We start from the raw sequence: 21072 nt of genomic DNA, 5'->3' as shown, positions 1-21072 counted from the left end.
ACTTTATGACACCAAAAAAGTACACCAAAAAAACTGCCAAAAAAGTCCATAAGTCGAGACGGAAGAAGTATTTTTTCCGAAGATGGGTCATACTGGCAATTTTAATAATGGCATTAGTAGGAACAGGACTTTACTTAAAGCAGTCCGTCAGCTATTACTATGCGTTGTACTTTAATAAATTTAAGCATAAAAAGCTTCATAACAGTGAAAAGGAGGCAGCAAGAATTCAGAGAATATTAGCCAGCAACCTTGATAAAACCTATGGTTTTGATGTTTCCCATTATCAAAACCGGGAAGATATCAGATGGGATAGCCTCAGCATCGGAAATAAAACGATTCCGCTGGAATTTGTAGTGATGCGTGCAACGATGGGAAACCGTAGTGCCGACAAGCATTTTGATGAATTTTGGGAAAGTGCCCAAAAACATGAGCTTATCCGTGGCGCCTATCATTTTTACAGAGCCGATGAAGATCCCGTGATCCAGGCCAATAATTTTTTAGACAACGTGAAACTTGAAAGCGGAGATCTTCCTCCGATTCTTGATATTGAAAAAATTCCAAAGCGTAAAACCAACAAAAAACTGGTTGAAGACCTGAAAGTATGGTGTAAAATTGTAGAAGAAGCCTATGGTGAAAAACCTATCATCTACACGTACTACCATTACTATAAAGATTTTCTGAAAGGCGAGTTTGAAGGCTACCCTTTATGGCTTGCCAATTACAACGATGTTCCCTCACCTTCTCCCGATGACGAGTGGGATTTCTGGCAGTTCACAGAAAACGGTATTGTTCACGGCATCAATACAAAAGTGGATCTTGATGTCTACAATGGTAATTCGTGGTCGTTAAAAAGGCTGACACTGGATTAGAAAGAAAAAGGAGCGGTGATAAATTTTCCAGCTGATCAAACTACATATGTATTAATCATCTTCATTCATATTATTGCTTCCGTTTTTATCCATTTTCACATCAATATTAATGGCTGGTGCGGCAATGGTCATTTTCTGCCAATCACCATAAAACTCCCTTATAAACCCTGTTCTGAACAAAGCAGCACTGATTTTAATCCTGCCGTCAAAATCTTTTAAAAACTGTATGCCGATAAAAAATTTTCCCTGCAGCCAGATGTTACGGTCGCTTACATCCAGTGTATACGTTCCATCTTTGATCATATCTTCAGTGAGCTTTACGGTAATCTCCTCTTCCAGGATATTTTTATCCGGGAAGCCATTTTTTTCACTGTAAATGCTATATCTCATTAAAACCGGCTCGGTAGAAACATAGCTGGCTATATTCAGATTGATATTTTTAAGCTTTGATCTTTTCTTTGCGTTGAATTCTAAAGCTGTTTCTCCAAGAAAACTCTTTTTGTCAAATTCCGGGTTAACAGAATAAATAACACTTTTTGTTTTGGTATTGACCCCCCAGTTTTTATCTACCAGCTTTTTAGGCTTAATTGTAATCTCTTTAATATTTTTAGTTTTCTCTGTTAAAAATATTTTTTGCTGGTCATATTTTTTAAAATCCTGTATTGTTTCCTGATAAAGATCGTATCCCGGAACTTCTATTTTTATTTTCTGCAGGGGATCTGTATTGGAAAGATCAATTGAAAATTTTCCTTTTTCATCTGAAATTGTGCCTGTCGATTTCTTCTCAATCCCGATTTTCACATAAGGAATAGGCTGATTTTCGTTTTTAGAAACAATAGTTCCGGAAACAACCTGCGCATGGAAGGCTGAGGCTGCCACAAGGAAGAATAAAGTAGAATATATTTTCATGTTAAAAGTTTGATGCAAACATATCTATTTTCAATATGCCGGCCTCCCAACATTTTATTAAATTTATTCTCCCTTTAGTTAAAATTATTTAAAAAATTTCCGGAATTCTCTCATAGCTCTATCAGGAATTAAAACTCAGAATTATAGGATATTCATAACCTCTTCCCAGGAATGAACTCTTTCATAGGTATCATTTTCTATCAGTTCATTATGAGGTTGGGTAAATATCAGTCTTTGTCCTGAAAAATGATCCAGATTTTTAGGATAATCATCAATCATGACATCTCCGGACACTACTCTTTTACTTCCGCAAAGAACAATCTGTTCCCATGTGATAAAAGGAAAATGTTCTGCCAGCCAGTCATATTTTTCCCGTAGACTGTTCGGAAATTCCATTCCGGCAGATACAATATAAAGTTCATATTTATTATTAAGGTATTCTATTGCCTCACGGCTTCCTTTCATTACCGGTAAGGTTCTGAAAAAGCCTACTTCATTCACATGCTTTTTTCCGTTGGGAAAAGACTCTATTTCAGGCTTACCTGCCAAATCACTGATTTCAATTTCTCTTCCTGTATCTCTTTTTTCAAATTGTGCCAGCTGATGATATACATCCGCCATTACTCCATCCATGTCGACGATAACTTTTTTCATTACTTCAATCAGATTTTGTATTATGTATTACTTTTACAATGTACATTTCATTGTAGTTGATCAAATTTACTGATTAGTTTTTGCAGGCAAGGGACACAGTCTATTAAAAAATTATAAATATTCATTTTTATAAAAGGGGTTCCGGGAAGTTTTAGGCTACATTTTCGTATTTTTGCCTTTCAATTCAAAATTAAAATCAAACTATTAATTCCCAATGAATTACGTTTCTGCAGAAAATCTTACCAAATCTTACGGCATCAAAGTTTTGTTTAAAAATATTTCTTTCCACATCAATGAAGGAGATAAAATAGCTATTGTTGCCAAAAACGGAAGTGGAAAATCTACGCTTCTGAAAATATTAATGGGTAAGGAAATTGCAGACAGCGGAACTGCGATCATCAATAAAGATATCCAGGTGGTATTATTTGATCAGGAAATTGACTATGATCCTAAGCTGAGCATTGAAGAATTTATGATGACCCTGGATTCCGAGCCTATCCTGGCGCTTAAAAACTATCATCGATCACTTCATTCTACAGATAATGATTTTATTGAGAAAGCACTGGCTGATATGGAAGTTCATAAAGCCTGGGATCTGGAAAATGAAATGAAGCAGATTCTTTCCCAGCTTAAAATTACAGATCTTGAGGCTAAAATGGGAACCCTTTCGGGAGGACAGATCAAACGTGTCGCTTTGGCGAAGCTTTTAACTGAAACAAGAGCTGAGCACAGACATACCCTTCTTATCATGGACGAACCTACCAACCACCTTGATGTGGATATGGTAGAATGGCTTGAAAATTATCTGAACAAGGCAAAAATTACTTTATTGCTTGTCACCCACGACCGATATTTCCTTGACAGTGTTTGTGATATCATATGGGAAATGGAGGATCAGAATCTGTATGTTCACAATGGTTCGTATGCAACTTATCTTGAGAACAAGATGATTCGTGAGGAGAATCTTAATGCTACAATTGATAAAGCCAATAACCTTTACAGAAAGGAACTGGAATGGATGAGAAGACAGCCAAAAGCCAGAACCACAAAATCAAAAAGCAGAATTGATGCTTTCTACGAAACGGAAAAAGTGGCCAAAACCGACACCAGAAAAGACGGACTGGAACTTGATTTTGAAATGAAACGTCTGGGAAATAAAATTCTTGAACTCAAACATATTGATAAAAGCTTTGGATCTAAAGTTTTATTGAAAGATTTCAGCTACCAGTTTCAACGTGGAGAAAAGGTTGGAATCATTGGAAAGAACGGCGCGGGAAAATCTACCCTGCTTAACATTATTCAAGGTTTTGAAAAAGCCGATAAAGGAGAAATTGAAACAGGAGAAACTATTTCCTTCGGTTATTTCTCACAAAAAGGCCTTACCTATAAAGAGGATGAACGTGTGATTGATTTCATTAAAGAAATTGCAGAATTTTATCCTTTAGCAAATGGTAAAAGTTTATCCGCATCACAGTTCTTAAGATTGTTCTTATTTGACGATCAGACACAGTATTCTCCTATTTCCAAACTTTCCGGAGGTGAAAAGAGAAGACTTCACCTGATGTATATTTTGTATCAGAATCCTAACTTCCTGATTTTTGATGAGCCTACAAATGACTTAGATCTTCCGACGCTAACGGTTCTTGAAAACTTTCTTCAGCAATTCCAGGGATCTTTGATTATCGTTTCCCACGACAGATATTTCATGGACAGAATTGTAGATCATGTTCTGGCTTTTGAAGGAAACGGAAAAATCAGAGATTTTGTAGGTAATTTCTCAGAATACAGAGAAGCCAGAAGCCGTGAAGAGGCATTGGAAAAAAATACTGTGGCAAAACCTGATCCTGTAAAAGAAGTAATTTCTTCCACAGAAGGTACTCAATCTTCCAATTCTAAAAGAAAACTGACCTTTAAAGAACAAAGGGAACTGGAAACGATTGAAAAAGAAATGCCTGAACTGGAGGAACAGCGTGCAAAAATTCTGGATAAGCTCAACAACGAAGCTGATTATGAAAAGATAGCCACTCTTTCTTCAGAGCTGGAAACTGTTTCAGAAAAACTGGAGAACCACGAAATGAGATGGCTTGAGCTTCAGGAGCTCCTTTAATAATAGGAATGAGTTCAAAGTGTCGCAGGGTTGGAATGTAGACGGGTTGGAGATTTCTAATCCCGACTGGTATCAACCTTGAACTTTAAACTTTGAACTCATTCATCATTTATAATTTTACTATTCTTTCTTCTTTTGCACTTTCAAGAGAAGCATCAATGATTTTCATATTCTGAATAATTTCTTTTCCCGGAGATGGTAAGGCATATCCAAAAACGATGTGTTCATAAATCTGCTGGTAATAATCCATATAGTTTCCGGCTTCGCTGGAGGTAAGAATTCGTTCTGTTTCGGAATGATCATTCAGGAAGTTTAAAATTCCGTCCGGTGCAGTCAAAGGCTGCGTCCATTCTTTACCATATTCAGGAACGGCACCTGCTACCAGTTCATTTTCCTGATTATCGGTTCTTTCCTGCAGGAAAGTTCCTCTGTCTCCATGAATTGTGTACGCATAATGCCCCTCTTTACTGAAAACAGATGATTTCAGTCTTACTCTCAGATTATCTTTATAGAATAAAAGAATTTCAAAATAATCGTTAGCGAATTCGGCTCCTTTCATAGAAAATACATCGGCAAAAAGTTTTTCCGGATACCCAAAGTACTGCACTGCCTGATCTACAAGATGTGCTCCCAGATCATGAAGTGATCCTGATCCCTGCTGATCAGGACTTTCTTTATGCTGCTTTCCACTGGCCGTGGTACGGAATCTGTCAAAACGTATTTCCACTTCTTTAATATTCCCTATTTTCTTATCATTCAGAATTTTTTGAACCTGCAGAAAGTCACGGTCAAATCTTCGGTTTTGGTATACACTCAGAAACAAACCTTTTTCTTGAGCAAGTTGCACCAGTTCTTCTGCTTCAGAAACATTTACTGTAAAAGGTTTTTCCACAATAATATTTTTTCCCGCTTCCAGTGCTTTTTTGGCGTACTCATAATGGGTCTGAACCGGAGTATTGATGATCACCAATTCTACATCAGCAAGCTGAAGCATTTCTTCCACGGAACGATAGATCGTTGCCTCAGGATATTTCACCTTCGATTCTTCCTTGCTTCTTTCCACCACAGCAGAGATAAAAAATCCCGGATGCTCCTTTAAAAAGGGAGCATGGAACACTTTTCCACTCATTCCAAAGGCACAAAGCCCTGCTTTTACCAATTGCATATTATAATTTTTAACAAATATATTCATAAAAAATTCTCTATCCCTTAGTCTAAAGGAGCTATAGAAATAATCCATCTCGTCCACTCATAAAAATATGATTTAAATCATAAAATTATTTTTATCTATTCTAAACAAATACTTACATTTGCGCCTTATTTAAAACTGTTCTACATAAAAATAAAATGAAAAAACAATTACTTTCTTTAGGTCTTCTATTCATCGCTGTTTCAGCGAGTTCTCAGATGAAAAATGCTGAAGCAGATACCATCAGAACACAGACCATTGAGGATATTAATCTTCACAAAACAGGAAATCCCAACCAGGCAAGACCATTATCAACAAAGTCAAATCTGACGGTAATGGAAACTCCCCAGCCCATTGCTATTGTTACTCACGAAATCATTGAGCAGCAGCAGGCAAAGCAACTGAGTGATGTTCTTCAGAACGTAAACGGATTGTATATCACTTCATCCAGAGGAAATTCTCAGGATAGTTTTGGTGGACGTGGTTTCATTTTAGGAAATGATAATATTTTTAAAAATGGTTCAAGAGTAAACAGTGGTGTTTTCCCTGAAGTAAGTGGTCTGGAAAGAGTAGAGGTTTTAAAGGGAGCCAATGCCATGCTTTTTGGAAATACAGCAGCTGGTGGTGTTATCAATATGATTACAAAAAAACCTAAATTCAATTTTGGCGGAAGTATCGGGCTAAACGGCGGAAGCTGGAATTCCTATAAACCAACAGTTGATATTTACGGTCCTTTATCTAAAAATATTGCTTTCAGAGTAAACGGAGCCTATGAGCATGCTGAAAGTTTCAGAGATGTTGTAGAATCAGAGAAATATTATTTCAATCCATCCTTCCTTTTCAATTTAAGCCCAAAGTCACAATTGATTGTGGAAGCAGATTATCTTAAAACTAATTTCACTCCTGATTTCGGGCTTGGTTCTATTACGGAAAAAGACCAAAGCTATAGATTGAATGATACTGTTTCCAGAAACACTTTCTTCGGAACTGACTGGCAATATCAAAATGTACAGCAAGCTTCTACGAATGTAACTTTTAATCATCAGTTCAACGAAAGATGGTCTTTAAATGCGATTGCTTCTTACCAGAACTATACAAAAGATTATTTTTCTTCTGAAAGAGTACAATGGATATATGATACTAAAGATGCCACTGTAGATCCTAACAGATTGTCATGGAAAAGACCTTTTGGCAGAACTTACAACGAACAAAATTATACTTCAGCACAGGTAAACATCAATGGTGAATTCAATACAGGAAAAATCAGCCACAAAGTTTTAATTGGGGCAGATGCTGATTACAGCCAGGCAGATGCTTATGCTTATACTGTTGCGGCTCCAAGAAATCTTCTATATTTAGATGATCCGTCAACGTGGGGAAGTATTGATATGCCGAATTCTACTCTTAGTACGAGAAACAGAATCAATACAAGAAGAATCGGGATCTATGCACAGGATTTTATCAGCTTAACAAAACAATTAAAAGTAATTGCAGGTTTAAGATGGTCTTATATAGAAAACATGCCTACGCTGACTACCCGCTTTACATTAAATGATAAAATTGAAGTCGCTAATTCGTCAACGTCTGACAATGCATTTTCTCCGAAAGTAGGTTTGGTATATGCTCCAAATGAAAACCTTTCAGTATTCGCAACTTATACGAATTCTTTTGCAGCAAATGCAGGGTATACTTCAGATCAATTTGGCACGGTAAATACCAATCAGCCTGTTACAGATGTTCAAAATCAATTAAATACTTTATCTAGACAAAGTATAAAACCTTCAACAGTTGATCAATATGAAATCGGTATTAAAAAGAATTTCTGGAACAATGCTTTAGCTGTTAACTTAACGGCTTACCAGATTATGTACAATAATTATTACCAAACCTACTGGTTTGCTTCTGCTTCAAACGGGGCACCGGTAAATTCCACAGACACCAATCTTAAAGAATTTGCAGGAAATATGAGAAGCCGTGGTGTGGAACTGGACATTACAGGAAATCCTACAGAAAACTTATCTATAATCGGAGGTTTTTCTTATAACAATTCGGTTTATACCGACACTCCTGAAAAAGGATATATTGAAAACCAAAGACTGGTAAGAACACCGGCAACAACAGCAAATGCTTCTGTTTTCTATAAATTTACAAACTACGTAAAAGGATTGAAAATCGGAGCTGGAATTTATTACATCGGGGACAGAATTGCCGGATGGAATGATACAAAATCTACAAACACAAGTAGAAATAACGTGAGCAGAATGTTTGACCTGAAAGATTATACGACTGTTTCCGTTTCAGTAGGCTACGAGTGGAAAAAATTCTCTATCCAGGGGAAAGTGGGCAACCTGTTTGATGTCGTAAATTATAATGTTCACGAGAATTATTCAGTGAATCCGATTATGCCTAGAAATTACTATTTCACATTGATTTACAGACTCTAGAATTCTTTATATAATAATTCTTTCACTAAAAGTGGAAATTGCATTTTTGCAGTTTCCACTTTTGAAATTTTAAACAAAAACAAAAAAATAAGATATGGATAAGATTAAAGACACAAGAAGTTTCATGAGAATCACGCACCGTTACCTGGGATATTTCCTTACCGGAATTATGGCTGTATATTCGTTAAGCGGAATTCTTCTGGTGTACAGAGACACAGATTTCCTGAAAAGTGAAAAGAAATACGAAAAGAATATCGCAGCCAATCTTTCAGAAAAAGAGCTGAAAAAAGAGCTTAAGATGAAAGGCCTGGAAGTGGAAAAAACAGAAGGAAGTGTTCTTTATTTTAAACAGGGAACTTATGACAGTGCAACCGGAAAAGCCAAATATTCCAAAAAGGAACTTCCTTTCGTATTGGACAAAATGGTTTCGCTTCACAAATCACAATCGAAAGATGCTATATCCCCTCTAAGCGTATTCTTCGGAGTTTCTCTTTTCTTTTTCGTCATCTCAAGTTTCTGGATGTTTAATCCTAAGACCAAAGCATTCAAACGTGGAATCAAATTTACAATTGCAGGTCTGATCATTTCGGTGATCCTTTTATTTATTTAAATTCCGAATGGGCAAAGAAAAATAAGTGTTTTATATAATTAATGATATATTATCTACTTTTATCATTTTTTTCTTAAAACAACCATTTTATTTTCTTTATTATCATAACATATAGAGCCGACAGGTGAAAAAAATAAACTATATCTCGTTGAAAATCTTAACGTTTGTTTAGAAAAATTACGTAAAATTAAGAGTCTGGCACATTTATTGTTTTTTCTATAATTCGTGAATAATAAACATTTAATTATTAAAATAATAAATTATGAAAAGACTTATTTTAACAGGGATATTAGCCATAGCAGGCTTAACAGCAACTGCCAACGCTCAGATTCAAAAAGGTAATTGGATGGTAGGGGGTAACCTTGTAGGTGCAAATTTTGGGTTAAATGAAGGAGCAGGATATAACTTTGCAATTCAGCCTAAAGGAGCCTATTTCATCGAAGATAATATCGCAGTTGGGGGATACGTAGATTTAGGCTTTAAAGGAGCTAAAGATGCACCCACTACTTTTACATATAATGTAGGAGCATTAGGACGTTACTATCTTAATCCGGGAGAGCAGGGAGTAAACAACTTACTACACCACGGAAGATGGTTCTTCGAAGGTAATGTAGGTGTTGGAGGAATGTCTATCTCTAAAGGAGGTTCTTCTTCTAACGGTCTTAACTTCGGATTCGGACCTGGTTATTCTTACTTCATCACACCAAACATCGGATTGGAAGGTTTAGTGAAATATGATGCAAATGCAGGATTCGGAAGCGGTGGATACACTAACAAAATTACTTTTGGTTTAGGATTCCAGATTTATCTTCCAACGTCTAAAGCGAAACAAATCATCAACGACGTTAAGTAATCACTGAAATACTTATAAAAAAAATGAAAGCGCCCCGAAATTTATTTCCGGGGCGCTTTTCGTACAAATTAAAACTAAACTATAAAAAATCAAATAAATCATGTATTAGGTTGAGGGGTGTATCTCAGATAGGGCTTTATTTCCGTTACCCCTTTCGGGAATATTTTCCGGGCATCTTCTGTAGAAATGGTTGGAGGTACAATAACATCTTCTCCAACTTCCCAATTCACAGGCGTAGCCACACGGTAATTGTCTACCAGCTGTAAAGAATCCAGCACTCTGAGGATCTCGTCAAAATTCCTTCCTGTAGAGGCCGGATAGGTAATAATCAGTCTTACTTTTTTGGAAGGATCAATAATCAGAAGAGAACGTACTGTAGCGGTAGCCGAAGCATTGGGATGAATAAAATCATACAGTTCTGAAACCTTTTTGTCTTTATCTGCGATAATAGGAAACTTTACATTGGTATTCTGAGTTTCATTAATATCTTTTACCCAATTTTGATGATCTTCTACCCCATCTACACTCAGGGCAATTACTTTTGTATCTCTGGCATCAAACTCAGACTGAAGTTTTGCGGTATATCCCAACTCCGTTGTGCATACCGGTGTATAATCTGCAGGATGCGAAAACAGAATTCCCCAGGAATCTCCCAGATAATTATAAAAATTGATATCGCCGACCGATGATTCTGCCTGAAAGTTGGGTGCTGTATCTCCTAGTTTGATTGACATAATATTCTTTCTTTATAGTCTACAAATTTAGTAGACTTTTTGGAACTGGCAAATTTTTTGATGAAAATTTATATCTTTAATTAAAATTTTATTCATGGAGAAAACCGGACTCAGGTATGTAGATCTTGTTTACAAGGTATTGGAAAATTGGTACATCACCTTCGCTGAACTTACCCCCAAGCTGATTGTTGGAATTTTAGTATTTACCTTTTTTCTGGTTACCAGCAAATATTTAAGCCAGGCAGCGGTAAAATTATTCCATAAATTTTTTCCTAAAAGTCGCAAAGAGAGTTCATTAGTCACCTTAATCAGTGTATTCAGATTTTTGATCATGCTGATGGGAACCTTTATTGCTCTTGAAATAATGGGTTTCAGCGGCTTTCTTTGGAAGTTTATCGGAAGCTTAGGAGTTGCCGGGGTTATTGCCGGGGTTGCTCTGAAAGACCTGGTATCCAGTATTTTCTCAGGAATGCTTATTGGAATTGACAAAGCTTACAAGGTAGGAGATTATATTACGATCGGAACCCACTCAGGAACAGTACAGGAAATCGGGTTTCTCACTACAAAAATTCTTACTGATGACGGAAAGAAAGCTTATATCCCTAATCAGGTTGTTTTCAATGCTCCGTTTTACAATATTACAGCCTCTCCACAGCGAAGGATAATTTTAAACTTTGAAATTCCGGCTGATGAAGATATCACTAAAGCTCAGAAAGGAATTCTTGATGTGGTTAAAAATCTTGATAATGTGGATAAGCTGGACACCGTAGAAGTAATTTTTACAGACTTGAAGCAAGGTGCATTTAATCTGCAGGTAAAATTCTGGATAAAAGTAGGGGCTAATCTTGCGCAGGTAAGAAGCCAGGCTTATTTAGGGATCAAAGAACGCTTTGATACGGATAAAATTCAGCTGGTAACGCCAACGAGCATCAGCATTACAAGTGGAGAGACTAACTTGCCGGAAAGTCATCAGGATAAGTAAAATTATTTATAAAATAAAAGACCATTTCGAGTATTGAAATGGTCTTTTTATGATGATTGATTGGAGATATTTAAACCTAACAGGTTTTAGAAACCTGTTAGGTTTACAGTAGTACATTTCCGCTGAAGTTATTACAAAACTGTGCCCTTCACGTTCCAACAAAAAAACCGTTCCAAAATTGGAACGGTTTTCTATTTTATTTAAAAATTTCAGCTTATGCTAAAACTTCTTTTACTTTGTTTGCAGCTTCTTCTAAAGTAATTGCAGAGTGTACCGGAAGACCAGACTCGTCAATTAATTTTTTAGCTTCTACAGCGTTAGTTCCCTGTAATCTTACGATCAATGGAACAGGAAGGCTACCCATAGCTTTGTAAGCATCTACAACACCCTGAGCAACTCTGTCACATCTTACGATACCTCCGAAGATGTTGATCAAAATAGCTTTTACGTTTGGATCTCTTAAGATGATTCCGAAAGCAGTCTGTACTCTCTGAGCATCTGCAGTACCACCTACGTCAAGGAAGTTTGCAGGGTTACCACCAGATAATTTGATGATATCCATAGTTGCCATTGCAAGACCAGCTCCGTTTACCATACAAGCAACGTTACCATCCAGTTTTACGAAGTTAAGACCAGCTTCACCAGCTTCTACATCCATTGGATCTTCTTCTCTTGTATCTCTAAGTTCTGCTAAGTCTTTGTGACGGAATAATGAGTTGTCATCTAAAGTTACTTTAGCATCTACAGCGATAATTTTGTTATCAGAAGTTTTCAACACCGGGTTGATTTCGAAAAGAGATGCATCAATACCTGTGTAAGCATTGTAAAGTGAACCGATGAATTTTACGAATTCTTTGAAAGCATTTCCTTCAAGACCTAAGTTGAAAGCAATTTTTCTAGCCTGGAACCCTTGAAGACCTAAAGCAGGATCAATGATTTCTTTGTGGATCAAGTGAGGAGTTACTTCAGCAACGTGCTCAATATCCATACCCCCTTCAGTAGAATATACGATTGTATTTTTTCCTTCAGCTCTGTCTAAAAGAATAGAAACATAAAATTCTTTAGTTTCTGTTTCACCTGGATAATATACATCCTCTGCAATCAAAACAGAATTTACTTTTTTACCTTCAGCAGAAGTTTGTGGAGTTACCAGCTGCATTCCGATGATGTTCTGAGCGTTTTCTTTAAGTTTATCCATGTTTGGAGAGAACTTTACACCACCACCTTTACCACGACCACCTGCGTGGATCTGAGCTTTTACTACCCACCCTTGAGCGCCAGTTTCAGCAGTTAGTTTTTCTGCAGCAGCTACAGCTTCTTCTACGTTGTTTGCAACGAAACCACGTTGGATAGCCACTCCGTACTTTGATAAAATCTCTTTTGATTGATACTCGTGAAGATTCATATTATTTTTATTATTTTATTTAAAAATTTAAAGGTTGACAAATTTACTAAAAAGACACGGAAGTTCAAGTTTATTGACTTAAAATTTAAAGACCGGCAGACTTGATTTTTAACATATCACTCGATTTTCCCTTATTCTTCCGCTAATTTCTCAGACTGAGACCCTATAAACGGAATTTTCGGAGCCAGAAAATATCCTGTAAGACTGGCAAACAATATCGGCACGAAATAAGTAAATCCGGTTAAGGTTCCCAGGATAATTGTTGTACTCATGGGTGTTCTAGTCACACATGCATTAATGGCAGCCATGCAACTTACAATCGACAGTGTGGTATCTACCGTGGGAAATAAATTGTGAATAATTAATCCCAATGTTGTTCCTACAAAGAACAAAGGAATGATAAAACCGCCTCTCCATCCGGAAGTTACTGTAATGGCAATAGCCAGTATTTTAAAAACCAGAACCAGGATTAAAAAATTCAGTCCGAAGTTTCCACTGATCAGTTGATTGATCTCATTGTGTCCAAAATATCTTGTGATGGGAAAATTATAAGCAATGATTCCTAAAATAATTCCTCCTGCTAATGTTTTAATGTAAATCGGGAATTTTCTGTACTCAAAAACTTTTTTGAAAAATTTAACTACAAAAATGAAGATCCATCCGAATAAGGTACCCACAATTCCGAACAAAACAGCATACAGAAAATCATATACACCTGTGTAATGATATGCTTTCAGATCCCATGTTGCCCCAATTCCCAAATGGATAATCAAAGCAAACATTAAGTAACTGAAACAGCTTGCTACTAACGCAGGAATAATGGCTTTATAATATTCTACCGCATGTTTGTGATGCAGAATTTCCAGAGAGAAAAGGCTTCCTCCAAGCGGTGCACCAAACAAAGCCGTAAAACCGGACGCCATCCCGGCAATACTTAATGACCTCAGCTCCTCACCTTTCAGTCTGAAAATTTTCCCCAACCAGGTTCCTGTAGATCCGGTGACCTGTACCAAGGGAGCTTCCGGTCCCAAACTTCCTCCCGATGCTACACAAAAAAGAGAAGAAAGAATCATGGATGGATTATTTTTCGGATCCAGTTTTCCTTTATTGAATCTGATATTATTAACAATCAGATGAATTTCTCCGGGATCGCCTATAAAGTGAATCACCAGACCTGCAAGCAATCCACAGATTGCCATGGTTGGAATAACTTCCCAACCTTGAAATTCCGCTAAAAATTCTGTAAAATATTCCAATACAATCCAATATCCGCCGGCAATGACACCGCCTACCAGGCCTGTAACAGCCCACATAAAAAAAGTACGGCTGAATACAAACGGATTGAATCTGATAGGTTGATCTAACAGATTGAATGTTCGTATTAATCGTCTTCTTCTATTAATTTTCATTCGCTAAATTCTGTTTTTAGCAAAATAAAAAATAAGCATTCCCCAGCTCAAGATCATCATCAGACCTCCAAGCGGAGTGATAGGGCCTAAGAATTTAAGATTCATTCCCCAATAATCCTGCATGCTTAAGAAATAGATGCTTACAGAGAATAAAAATGTTCCTGCAATCATTAAAATGGAAGTCCATTTTTCAGCAGAAGTTTCAAATTTTAAGATATACCCGATGATCAGCAGGAAAAAAGCTGCATACATCTGGTATCTTACTCCTGTTTCAAAACTTTCCAGTCTTTCCACAGCTAATATTTTCTTTAAAGCGTGTGCTCCGAAAGCACCCAGGATTACAGACACCATTCCGTAAACTGCTCCAAAAATTAATGTGATTGTTTTCATTTTATAACTCTTCTAATTCTAAGGTTAAATATTTTTTTGTTTTATCATCCTGCCAGGTTCCTGAAATTGTATTTCCATTCATATCTGCTTCCACAAAAGCTCTTGGAATCCATTTGCCGACAGCTTCATCATAATGATCATTCTCAGTAATGGAAATATGATTTCCTTTCATTTTACCGTCCCATGGGATCAGTTTTTTATTTTTATCATACCAATACAATGCAGTAAAGGAACTTGTATCATTTTCACTTTCTCCTTTATATAAGCGGCTGATAAAAACAGTGACAGGATATTTGCCATCTATTTTTCCTTTGTACAACTTATTTCTAAAACTGGTGGCACCTATTTTTTCAGAACCGGAAATTAAATTTCTTGCATAAGGACTCCAATATTTTTCCAGTTCTTTGTAGGAAAACTTTATTTCGTGACTGTCGAGGTCATCCAGAGCTCTCATAGCATGGTTGGAGCATCTTCCGGCAACAAAAGTCAGTTTATCTTTTCCGAAAAAATATCTGATGTCTTCTAAAGTATGTTCTGTAAAACAGTCCTCATACATAGCGATCTGATCTTCAGTTTCCTCAGATGGATTTTTTTCTGCTTTCAGCTTGACCAGAAAGTCGGCAATTCTTTTCTTTACTCTTTTCTGAATGATACTTTCAACCATTTTAACTGAATTGGGTTGAAATAAATCTTCAGCATTGATAAAATTTCCTGTTCTCAGATCAAAATTTTTCCAGATTAAAAACCCTTCTGGATAAGCACCTGAAGCTTCGCCGTCTATGGCAATGCTCAGGATATTTTCAGGAGTTTCAATTTTATCCCAACTATAAAAATAAAGATAGTTGGAATAGGAATTGGTTGCTGTAGAAGCCAGTTTAAAAGGGTTTCCGCCAGATCCGGGAACATATTCCAGCTGATCTACCTGCAGAAATGTATTGATTTTATTTTCGACCCGCGGATTTTCAGGATAAGAAACAACCGGAAAAACGGTATCTTCAGTTTTAGGCTGCAGATTAGTGATTTTCACTTTTTGCTGCTGTGAAAAACTTAACCCGGAAATCAGTAAGAAAAATACAATACCCTTTTTCACTATTTTGATTTTAAGTACATTAAAATGAACTTAGCAACCAGTGTAGAAATCCCCAGTATGATAAACATATTGGCGAATTTTTTGGAACTTCTGAAACCTTCATTGTTTGTTTTCTTCAGAAAGAATCCAAAAAGAAGGAATACGATAGGCAAAATGATCTGTAGCATTAGTTTCCTCTCATTCTGTTAAATTCATTGATCACCTCATGGTGGCTCACCGTCTTATCTTTAAAATACGTTACAAAGTGCTGTTTTTCTTCTTCAGTAGCGCCCAATTGGTTCAGAATATTCAATAAGTGCATCTTCATATGTCCTTTCTGGATTCCTGTGGTCACCAGAGAGCGTAAAGCCCCAAAGTTTTGTGCAAGTCCTGAAACTGCCATGATGCTCATCAGCTCTTGTGCGGAAGGTTTCCCAAGAAGTGCCAGTGAGAATTTTACCAAAGGGTGAAGATTGGTAAGTCCTCCCACAACTCCAACAGAAATAGGAAGATCAATCCAGAATCTGAAGATTCCGTTATCTGTTGTACAGTGTGTTAAAGATCTGTATTGGCCATCTCTTGCTGCATAGGCATGTGCACAGGCTTCCGTAGCTCTGAAATCATTTCCGGTAGCGATTACAACGGCATCTACTCCATTCATTACTCCTTTATTATGAGTAGTCGCACGGTAAGGTTCTATTTCTGCAATGGTAACGGCCTGTTTGAATTTAGAAGCAAATTCTTCAGGAGAAATTCCACTGTCATCTTTTAAATCTTCCATTTTACACGAAACCTCAGCTCTCACAATACAGTCAGGGGTAAAGTTGGAAAGAATATTCATCACAATCTGTAGTGAATTCTTTTCTTCCTGAGTAAAATCTTCGCTGGTAGCAACTTCCTGTCTCAAAGTCTTTCCGAACTGCTCAAGACATGAGTTGATAAAATTCGCTCCCATTGAATCTACGGTATCAAAGCTTGCTTTCAACTGGTAATAATTCGGCATTTCTGCTGTTTTATCCACCAGGCTGATGTTTAAAATACCTCCGCCACGTTTTCTCATATTCGCGGTGATATCTTCTGTAGCTTCAAATAATTTTTTCTTTAAACTGAAATTAAAGAAATGTAATAATTTGTGAGGTTCTACATTAAAAATAAAGTGGGTATGCCCCAGTTTTTCAGTATTGATAATCGTTGTTTTAAAACCTCCTTTATCGATCCAGAATTTGGCAGCTTTGGAAGCGGCAGCAACTACTGAACTTTCTTCAACAGCCATTGGAAGCGCCAACAGTTTTCCATCGATTAAAAAGTTCGGAGCAATTCCGTACGGCATATAAAAATTAGAGATGGTATTTTCAGAAAACTCTTCGTGAAGCTTCTGAAGATCTGCATCATCATTCCAGTATTGTTTTAATATATTTTGATATTCCTGGTTTCCTTCAAGATATTCGTTTACGAGCCATTCGATTTTCCCCTGCTTTGGAAGCTTGGAAAAACCTTCGATTGGTTTATGATTCATGATATAAACTTTAATGAGCCGTAAATATAATGATTTTGAGACTCTTTTTTGTTGATAACTTCTATGAAAAAAGGTTGACTTTTATCAATTTTGGAACTAAATTTGAACAATATTAAATTACAATTCAGATACAAAACATATCAAATCATTTTAAACATGAATTTTGACCGTCTTAAAGAAAAGCTTGAAATCCTTGCAGATGCAGCGAAATATGATGTTTCCTGTTCATCAAGCGGAGGTACAAGAAAAAATAAAAAAGGAGCATTGGGAGATAGTTCTGCAAGCGGGATCTGTCATACCTATACAGAAGACGGAAGATGTGTTTCCCTGCTTAAAGTTCTGTTGACCAACCATTGCATTTATGATTGTGCTTACTGCGTTTCCAGAAGTTCCAATGATATCAAAAGAGCTGCTTTTACGGTAGAAGAAGTGGTAGATCTTACCATCAATTTTTACCGCAGGAATTATATTGAAGGTTTGTTTCTAAGCTCAGGAATTTTTAAAAATGCTGATACCACAATGGAAAGACTGGTAAGAGTGGCCAAAAAGCTGCGCCTGGAAGAAAATTTTAACGGTTACATTCATTTGAAATCTATTCCGGGAGCAAGTGATGATCTGATGCAGGAAGCTGCGTTGTATGCAGACCGTTTATCCGTCAATATTGAAATTCCTACGGAAAGCGGATTAAAACTGCTGGCTCCTGAAAAAAACAGACAGGATATGATCAGCCCGATGCGGTATATTCAAAAAGGTATCATTCAATATAAAGATGAAAAGAAAATCCTTAAGAAGGTTCCGAAGTTTGCTCCGGCCGGACAGTCTACACAAATGATTGTGGGGGCAACCAATGAAAACGATTTACAGATCATCAAAGTGGCCGATCATTTTTATAAAAACTTTAATCTGAAAAGAGTTTATTATTCCGGGTATGTTCCGGTTCTGGAAGATCAAAGACTGCCCTCTTTAACCACAGAAGTCCCTATGCTTAGGGAAAACCGACTGTATCAGTCGGACTGGCTGATGAGATTTTATGGTTTTAAAGCGGAAGAAATTTTAGATCCGAATGTTCCTTTTCTTGACCTGGAAATGGATCCGAAATTAAGCTGGGCATTACGGAATCTGGATCAGTTCCCGGTGAATCTCCAGACTGCCGAATACCGGACGATTTTAAGAATTCCCGGAATCGGAGTGAAAACAGCTCAGAAAATTGTGAGTGCAAGACGTTTTCAGATTTTAACGATGGATCATTTGAAAAAACTCGGAGCAGCTGTTAACCGGGCAAAATATTTCATCGATTTTAATGCTGGGAATGCCTACCTGAAATACTTAACGGATAAAAACTTCAGAAAGCTGCTCATAGGCGGAAGCTCATCCAAATTTCATAACCAGTTTTCGCAACAGCTGACTTTGTTTTGATTTTAAACACAAATGACACCATATTTTCACAAATGGACACTAATTTATAATACAACACGACTGTCATTCTGACGAAGGAAGAATCTCTAGATTCTTCACTTCATTTTATTTCGTTCAGAATGACAAGCACACACAAATTTTAATTCAACACATGACAACCCTACTCTATGATGGAAGTTTTGACGGTCTTTTCACAGCCATATTTGAAGTTTTCGAATACCGTTATAAAGATGTGGAAATCACAAGCAGGGAAAGGTTTCATCAAGAAAATATTTTTGCAGAAATTCATGAAGTTATTACTCAGACAGAAAAGTCTGAGCGGGTTCTCAACAAATTGGAGCAGAATATTGGAAAACAGGGTATATATCAACTTTTAAAAGTTTTTTTATCTGAAGATCCGGATCTGGAAAACCTCATCTTATCCGCAGTAAGGCAGTCAGTGAAAAATCCCGAAAATAATATTCTTGAAAATTTTGCCGATAATGATGTTTTAAAAATTTCAAAAATCTGTAAATCAGTTAACCGCGAAAGACACAGAATGACGGCTTTTGTACGGTTTGAAAAAATGCGGGATGGTGTTTTTTTCTCTAAAATAGATCCCGATTTCAATGTTCTTCCTTTAATCAGAAAACATTTTCACGACCGATACCAGGATCAGAAATGGATGATCTACGATCTCCGGAGAAACTACGGACTTCTGTATGATCTGAACGATTGTGAGTTTTTCTATCCTGATGAAAAAATTATTCTCCATAATTATCAGCAGAAATTTCATGATGAAGAAAATAATTATCAGATACTCTGGCAGCGATATTTCACAAAAACCAATATTGTAGAAAGGAAAAATATGAAACTCCATATTCAGCATGTTCCCAAAAGATACTGGAAATATCTGACTGAAAAATGGTAGCCGGAATTCCATATTGTGGATAACTTTTTATTTCGACGATAAAAACTGCGGTTTCAAATTATTTTTTGATCCATATTTTATAACCTGTTCATTTTATGGGAGATAAAATCCGCATTAATGGAAAACTCATATTGTGGATAACTTTTTTGAGTTAACATACCGTTAACATTGAAAATAATTCAACATCAATTTTTTTATAAAAATAGAGTAAATAAAGCCAGTTCCAGAAAGTAAAGGAATATAAAATATATTATAAACCCATGTAAATCTGCAATCTAAAGATTCAAAAACCATATCAACATTCCTAGTTTGTGGATAACTCTCACTTTCTGATGGTCCGTAACGCTTTCTTTACAATATACTGCGTTTCTTTTGTCGGACTTTCCCGAAGCCATTCGTCACAGATTTCCACTACAAATTCGGGTTGTGATTTACTGGCATCATTCAGCCAGTTGCCGACACTGTCCTGTACATATCGGGATGAATCTGATCGTAAAGGTTCCAGAATTTCCAGTCCAAGTCCCGGATTTTGTTTTAAAGCATCAATATGTTCACACCACACACCTCTTGGCCTTGTGGATTCGCTGGCAAAACGTCTTACATTTTCATCGTCATGCATCGTCCATTCTGATAAAAGAGATAAGCTTTCCTCAAGGTTTCTGGCGATATCCGGACGCACCGTCATCCAGCAGATTTCCCTCACTCCAAAATGAGAGTCAGAAGCAAATGGCTGAATTTTGTTTAATTTTTCCTTAAGTTGTAAACCGTTATTTCTTCCAATCGTATAAGCTGCCCAGCAACGTACCAGATCTGCGGGATGAACTGATAATTTCAAAAGAAATTCGTTATCCTTATTTTTCACAGCCAGATTAAGTAATCCAATTCCTATTGTTTCATTAATGGTATTGACAGTTTGCTTTTTCAGCTGGTTTACATTTTCTAAAACGGGTGTCAAATATTCCTTACGATTATTCTGTAAAAGCAGATTTTCCAACAGCAATCTTTGATCTACAGCCAGCCATTCCGTAAGATTGGCGGTTTCAATTTCTCCTCTGTTCAGCTGATCCAGAATATCCGCTGGAATATCTTTGATGGAGCGGGCTCCTTTTCGTTTTTCTGTCATACTATTTAATGATTACCTTTACAAAAGTCTGAAAGTGGGCGGAGAAAAACAATACCGCACATTTTTACCACATAGGGATAAAAAAGTCAATTTTATGGAAACAAAGGGAAGAGCTGAAGAAAATAAAATATGTCCGTTGGAAGTTGCTGTCAATACTATCAGTGGAAAATGGAAAATTCCCATTGTCTGGCAGATTAATGAAGGCAAAAAACGTCCCAGTGAGTTTTTACGCGGGATTGCAAAAGTGGACCGCAGGGTTTTGAATCAGCAGCTGACTGAAATGGTAGATGATGGCATTTTAACAAAACAATCCTTTAATGAACTACCTCCAAGGGTTGAATATACCTTGACAGAACTTGGGGAAAAACTTGTGAAGATCCTCTGGCAGCTGAATGATTGGGGTAAATTGTTGATTCCTGGAAAAGAGGAGTCGTTGAACCGATAAATTTTCAAATAAGATATTGGCGGATAGGTGAAAAAAAA

General features: G+C 36.7%; 19 protein-coding genes. 9 read left to right on the top strand and 10 right to left on the bottom strand.

The genetic code is table 11. The annotated features are described in order from the left end of the window. Positions 1 to 5: 5 nt before the first annotated feature. Entirely contained in the window at positions 6 to 869 is an 864-nt protein-coding gene (locus ACLI50_RS07075) for a glycoside hydrolase family 25 protein (RefSeq protein ID WP_343641467.1), read from the top strand. Between the two features lie 51 nt (positions 870 to 920). Here the strand turns inward: ACLI50_RS07075 and ACLI50_RS07070 are convergent, their stop codons facing one another. Both ACLI50_RS07070 and ACLI50_RS07065 read right to left on the bottom strand, forming a co-directional pair. Continuing rightward, on the bottom strand, positions 921 to 1778 hold the full coding sequence (locus ACLI50_RS07070) for a carboxypeptidase-like regulatory domain-containing protein (RefSeq protein ID WP_343641465.1): 858 nt from the start codon (positions 1776 to 1778) through the stop codon (positions 921 to 923). Positions 1779 to 1919: 141 nt separating this feature from the next. Next, a complete protein-coding gene (locus ACLI50_RS07065) occupies positions 1920 to 2432 on the bottom strand; it encodes a 5' nucleotidase, NT5C type (protein WP_110008314.1) in 513 nt (170 codons plus the stop codon). 214 nt (positions 2433 to 2646) lie between these two features. Here ACLI50_RS07065 and ACLI50_RS07060 point away from each other — a divergent pair, with 214 nt between their 5' ends. Next, entirely contained in the window at positions 2647 to 4539 is a 1893-nt protein-coding gene (locus tag ACLI50_RS07060) for an ABC-F family ATP-binding cassette domain-containing protein (protein WP_411413464.1), read from the top strand. Positions 4540 to 4648: 109 nt separating this feature from the next. On the opposite strand, the gene ACLI50_RS07055 is transcribed toward ACLI50_RS07060, so the two are convergent. Then, positions 4649 to 5704: a Gfo/Idh/MocA family oxidoreductase gene (locus ACLI50_RS07055; protein WP_411413463.1), complete on the bottom strand. Its 1056-nt coding sequence runs from the start codon at positions 5702 to 5704 to the stop codon at positions 4649 to 4651. 182 nt (positions 5705 to 5886) lie between these two features. On the opposite strand from ACLI50_RS07055, the gene ACLI50_RS07050 reads away from it, so the two are divergent. The 3 genes from ACLI50_RS07050 (at position 5887) to ACLI50_RS07040 (ending at position 9635) form a co-directional block, all read left to right on the top strand. Further along, on the top strand, positions 5887 to 8172 hold the full coding sequence (locus ACLI50_RS07050) for a TonB-dependent siderophore receptor (protein WP_411413462.1): 2286 nt from the start codon (positions 5887 to 5889) through the stop codon (positions 8170 to 8172). 94 nt (positions 8173 to 8266) lie between these two features. Beyond that, positions 8267 to 8782, top strand: a complete 516-nt coding sequence (locus ACLI50_RS07045; protein ID WP_411413461.1) for a hypothetical protein — start codon at positions 8267 to 8269, stop codon at positions 8780 to 8782. A gap of 262 nt (positions 8783 to 9044) precedes the next feature. Continuing rightward, entirely contained in the window at positions 9045 to 9635 is a 591-nt protein-coding gene (locus ACLI50_RS07040) for a hypothetical protein (protein ID WP_411413460.1), read from the top strand. 98 nt (positions 9636 to 9733) lie between these two features. Here the strand turns inward: ACLI50_RS07040 and ACLI50_RS07035 are convergent, their stop codons facing one another. Continuing rightward, positions 9734 to 10369, bottom strand: a complete 636-nt coding sequence (locus ACLI50_RS07035) for a peroxiredoxin (protein WP_202841304.1) — start codon at positions 10367 to 10369, stop codon at positions 9734 to 9736. A gap of 94 nt (positions 10370 to 10463) precedes the next feature. Between ACLI50_RS07035 and ACLI50_RS07030 the strand changes: the two genes are divergently transcribed. Then, complete coding sequence (locus ACLI50_RS07030; RefSeq protein WP_202841305.1) at positions 10464 to 11351, top strand: mechanosensitive ion channel family protein; 888 nt, start codon at positions 10464 to 10466, stop codon at positions 11349 to 11351. A 214-nt stretch (positions 11352 to 11565) separates the two neighbouring features. On the opposite strand, the gene sucC is transcribed toward ACLI50_RS07030, so the two are convergent. From sucC to ACLI50_RS07005, 5 genes are all read right to left on the bottom strand, one after another. Further along, positions 11566 to 12756, bottom strand: coding sequence for an ADP-forming succinate--CoA ligase subunit beta (gene sucC, locus ACLI50_RS07025; protein ID WP_343641432.1), 1191 nt, complete (start codon positions 12754 to 12756; stop codon positions 11566 to 11568). A 131-nt stretch (positions 12757 to 12887) separates the two neighbouring features. Beyond that, positions 12888 to 14165 (bottom strand): chloride channel protein, encoded by a 1278-nt coding sequence (locus ACLI50_RS07020; protein WP_343641430.1) that lies wholly within the window; start codon positions 14163 to 14165, stop codon positions 12888 to 12890. Positions 14166 to 14168: 3 nt separating this feature from the next. Beyond that, on the bottom strand, positions 14169 to 14555 hold the full coding sequence (locus tag ACLI50_RS07015; protein ID WP_411413459.1) for a DUF423 domain-containing protein: 387 nt from the start codon (positions 14553 to 14555) through the stop codon (positions 14169 to 14171). Position 14556: 1 nt separating this feature from the next. Further along, positions 14557 to 15645, bottom strand: coding sequence for a hypothetical protein (locus tag ACLI50_RS07010; protein ID WP_202841308.1), 1089 nt, complete (start codon positions 15643 to 15645; stop codon positions 14557 to 14559). Between the two features lie 166 nt (positions 15646 to 15811). Then, positions 15812 to 17140 carry a hydroxymethylglutaryl-CoA reductase, degradative gene (locus ACLI50_RS07005; protein WP_202841309.1) on the bottom strand — a complete coding sequence of 443 codons (1329 nt, stop codon included), beginning with the start codon at positions 17138 to 17140 and terminating at the stop codon, positions 15812 to 15814. A 156-nt stretch (positions 17141 to 17296) separates the two neighbouring features. On the opposite strand from ACLI50_RS07005, the gene ACLI50_RS07000 reads away from it, so the two are divergent. Continuing rightward, complete coding sequence (locus ACLI50_RS07000) at positions 17297 to 18556, top strand: putative DNA modification/repair radical SAM protein (protein ID WP_411413458.1); 1260 nt, start codon at positions 17297 to 17299, stop codon at positions 18554 to 18556. A 151-nt stretch (positions 18557 to 18707) separates the two neighbouring features. Next, positions 18708 to 19466: a TIGR03915 family putative DNA repair protein gene (locus ACLI50_RS06995; protein ID WP_202841313.1), complete on the top strand. Its 759-nt coding sequence runs from the start codon at positions 18708 to 18710 to the stop codon at positions 19464 to 19466. Between the two features lie 322 nt (positions 19467 to 19788). On the opposite strand, the gene ACLI50_RS06990 is transcribed toward ACLI50_RS06995, so the two are convergent. After that, a complete protein-coding gene (locus tag ACLI50_RS06990) occupies positions 19789 to 20589 on the bottom strand; it encodes a DNA alkylation repair protein (protein WP_411413457.1) in 801 nt (266 codons plus the stop codon). 94 nt (positions 20590 to 20683) lie between these two features. On the opposite strand from ACLI50_RS06990, the gene ACLI50_RS06985 reads away from it, so the two are divergent. Continuing rightward, the gene (locus tag ACLI50_RS06985) at positions 20684 to 21034 is read left to right on the top strand and encodes a winged helix-turn-helix transcriptional regulator (RefSeq protein WP_411413456.1); all 351 of its coding nucleotides are present in this window, start codon (positions 20684 to 20686) and stop codon (positions 21032 to 21034) included. Positions 21035 to 21072: the final 38 nt, after the last annotated feature.

It is taken from the genome of Chryseobacterium cupriresistens (assembly GCF_046614675.1).
GTDB lineage: Bacteria > Bacteroidota > Bacteroidia > Flavobacteriales > Weeksellaceae > Chryseobacterium > Chryseobacterium cupriresistens.
The sequence above is the reverse complement of the archived record's forward strand: the minus strand, read 5'-3'. Positions and strand labels throughout refer to the sequence as shown.

What these genes read in the sequence shown, in the direction of transcription:
- ACLI50_RS07035 (WP_202841304.1), bottom strand. Translation starts at nt 10,369, where the DNA reads ATGTCAATCAAACTAGGAGATACAGCACCCAACTTTCAGGCAGAATCA.
- ACLI50_RS07065 (WP_110008314.1), bottom strand. Translation starts at nt 2,432, where the DNA reads ATGAAAAAAGTTATCGTCGACATGGATGGAGTAATGGCGGATGTATAT.
- ACLI50_RS07040 (WP_411413460.1), top strand. Translation starts at nt 9,045, where the DNA reads ATGAAAAGACTTATTTTAACAGGGATATTAGCCATAGCAGGCTTAACA.
- ACLI50_RS06990 (WP_411413457.1), bottom strand. Translation starts at nt 20,589, where the DNA reads ATGACAGAAAAACGAAAAGGAGCCCGCTCCATCAAAGATATTCCAGCG.
- ACLI50_RS07005 (WP_202841309.1), bottom strand. Translation starts at nt 17,140, where the DNA reads ATGAATCATAAACCAATCGAAGGTTTTTCCAAGCTTCCAAAGCAGGGG.
- ACLI50_RS07055 (WP_411413463.1), bottom strand. Translation starts at nt 5,704, where the DNA reads ATGCAATTGGTAAAAGCAGGGCTTTGTGCCTTTGGAATGAGTGGAAAA.
- ACLI50_RS07045 (WP_411413461.1), top strand. Translation starts at nt 8,267, where the DNA reads ATGGATAAGATTAAAGACACAAGAAGTTTCATGAGAATCACGCACCGT.
- ACLI50_RS07000 (WP_411413458.1), top strand. Translation starts at nt 17,297, where the DNA reads ATGAATTTTGACCGTCTTAAAGAAAAGCTTGAAATCCTTGCAGATGCA.
- ACLI50_RS07020 (WP_343641430.1), bottom strand. Translation starts at nt 14,165, where the DNA reads ATGAAAATTAATAGAAGAAGACGATTAATACGAACATTCAATCTGTTA.
- ACLI50_RS07060 (WP_411413464.1), top strand. Translation starts at nt 2,647, where the DNA reads ATGAATTACGTTTCTGCAGAAAATCTTACCAAATCTTACGGCATCAAA.
- ACLI50_RS07030 (WP_202841305.1), top strand. Translation starts at nt 10,464, where the DNA reads ATGGAGAAAACCGGACTCAGGTATGTAGATCTTGTTTACAAGGTATTG.
- sucC (WP_343641432.1), bottom strand. Translation starts at nt 12,756, where the DNA reads ATGAATCTTCACGAGTATCAATCAAAAGAGATTTTATCAAAGTACGGA.
- ACLI50_RS07015 (WP_411413459.1), bottom strand. Translation starts at nt 14,555, where the DNA reads ATGAAAACAATCACATTAATTTTTGGAGCAGTTTACGGAATGGTGTCT.
- ACLI50_RS06995 (WP_202841313.1), top strand. Translation starts at nt 18,708, where the DNA reads ATGACAACCCTACTCTATGATGGAAGTTTTGACGGTCTTTTCACAGCC.
- ACLI50_RS07050 (WP_411413462.1), top strand. Translation starts at nt 5,887, where the DNA reads ATGAAAAAACAATTACTTTCTTTAGGTCTTCTATTCATCGCTGTTTCA.
- ACLI50_RS06985 (WP_411413456.1), top strand. Translation starts at nt 20,684, where the DNA reads ATGGAAACAAAGGGAAGAGCTGAAGAAAATAAAATATGTCCGTTGGAA.
- ACLI50_RS07075 (WP_343641467.1), top strand. Translation starts at nt 6, where the DNA reads ATGACACCAAAAAAGTACACCAAAAAAACTGCCAAAAAAGTCCATAAG.
- ACLI50_RS07070 (WP_343641465.1), bottom strand. Translation starts at nt 1,778, where the DNA reads ATGAAAATATATTCTACTTTATTCTTCCTTGTGGCAGCCTCAGCCTTC.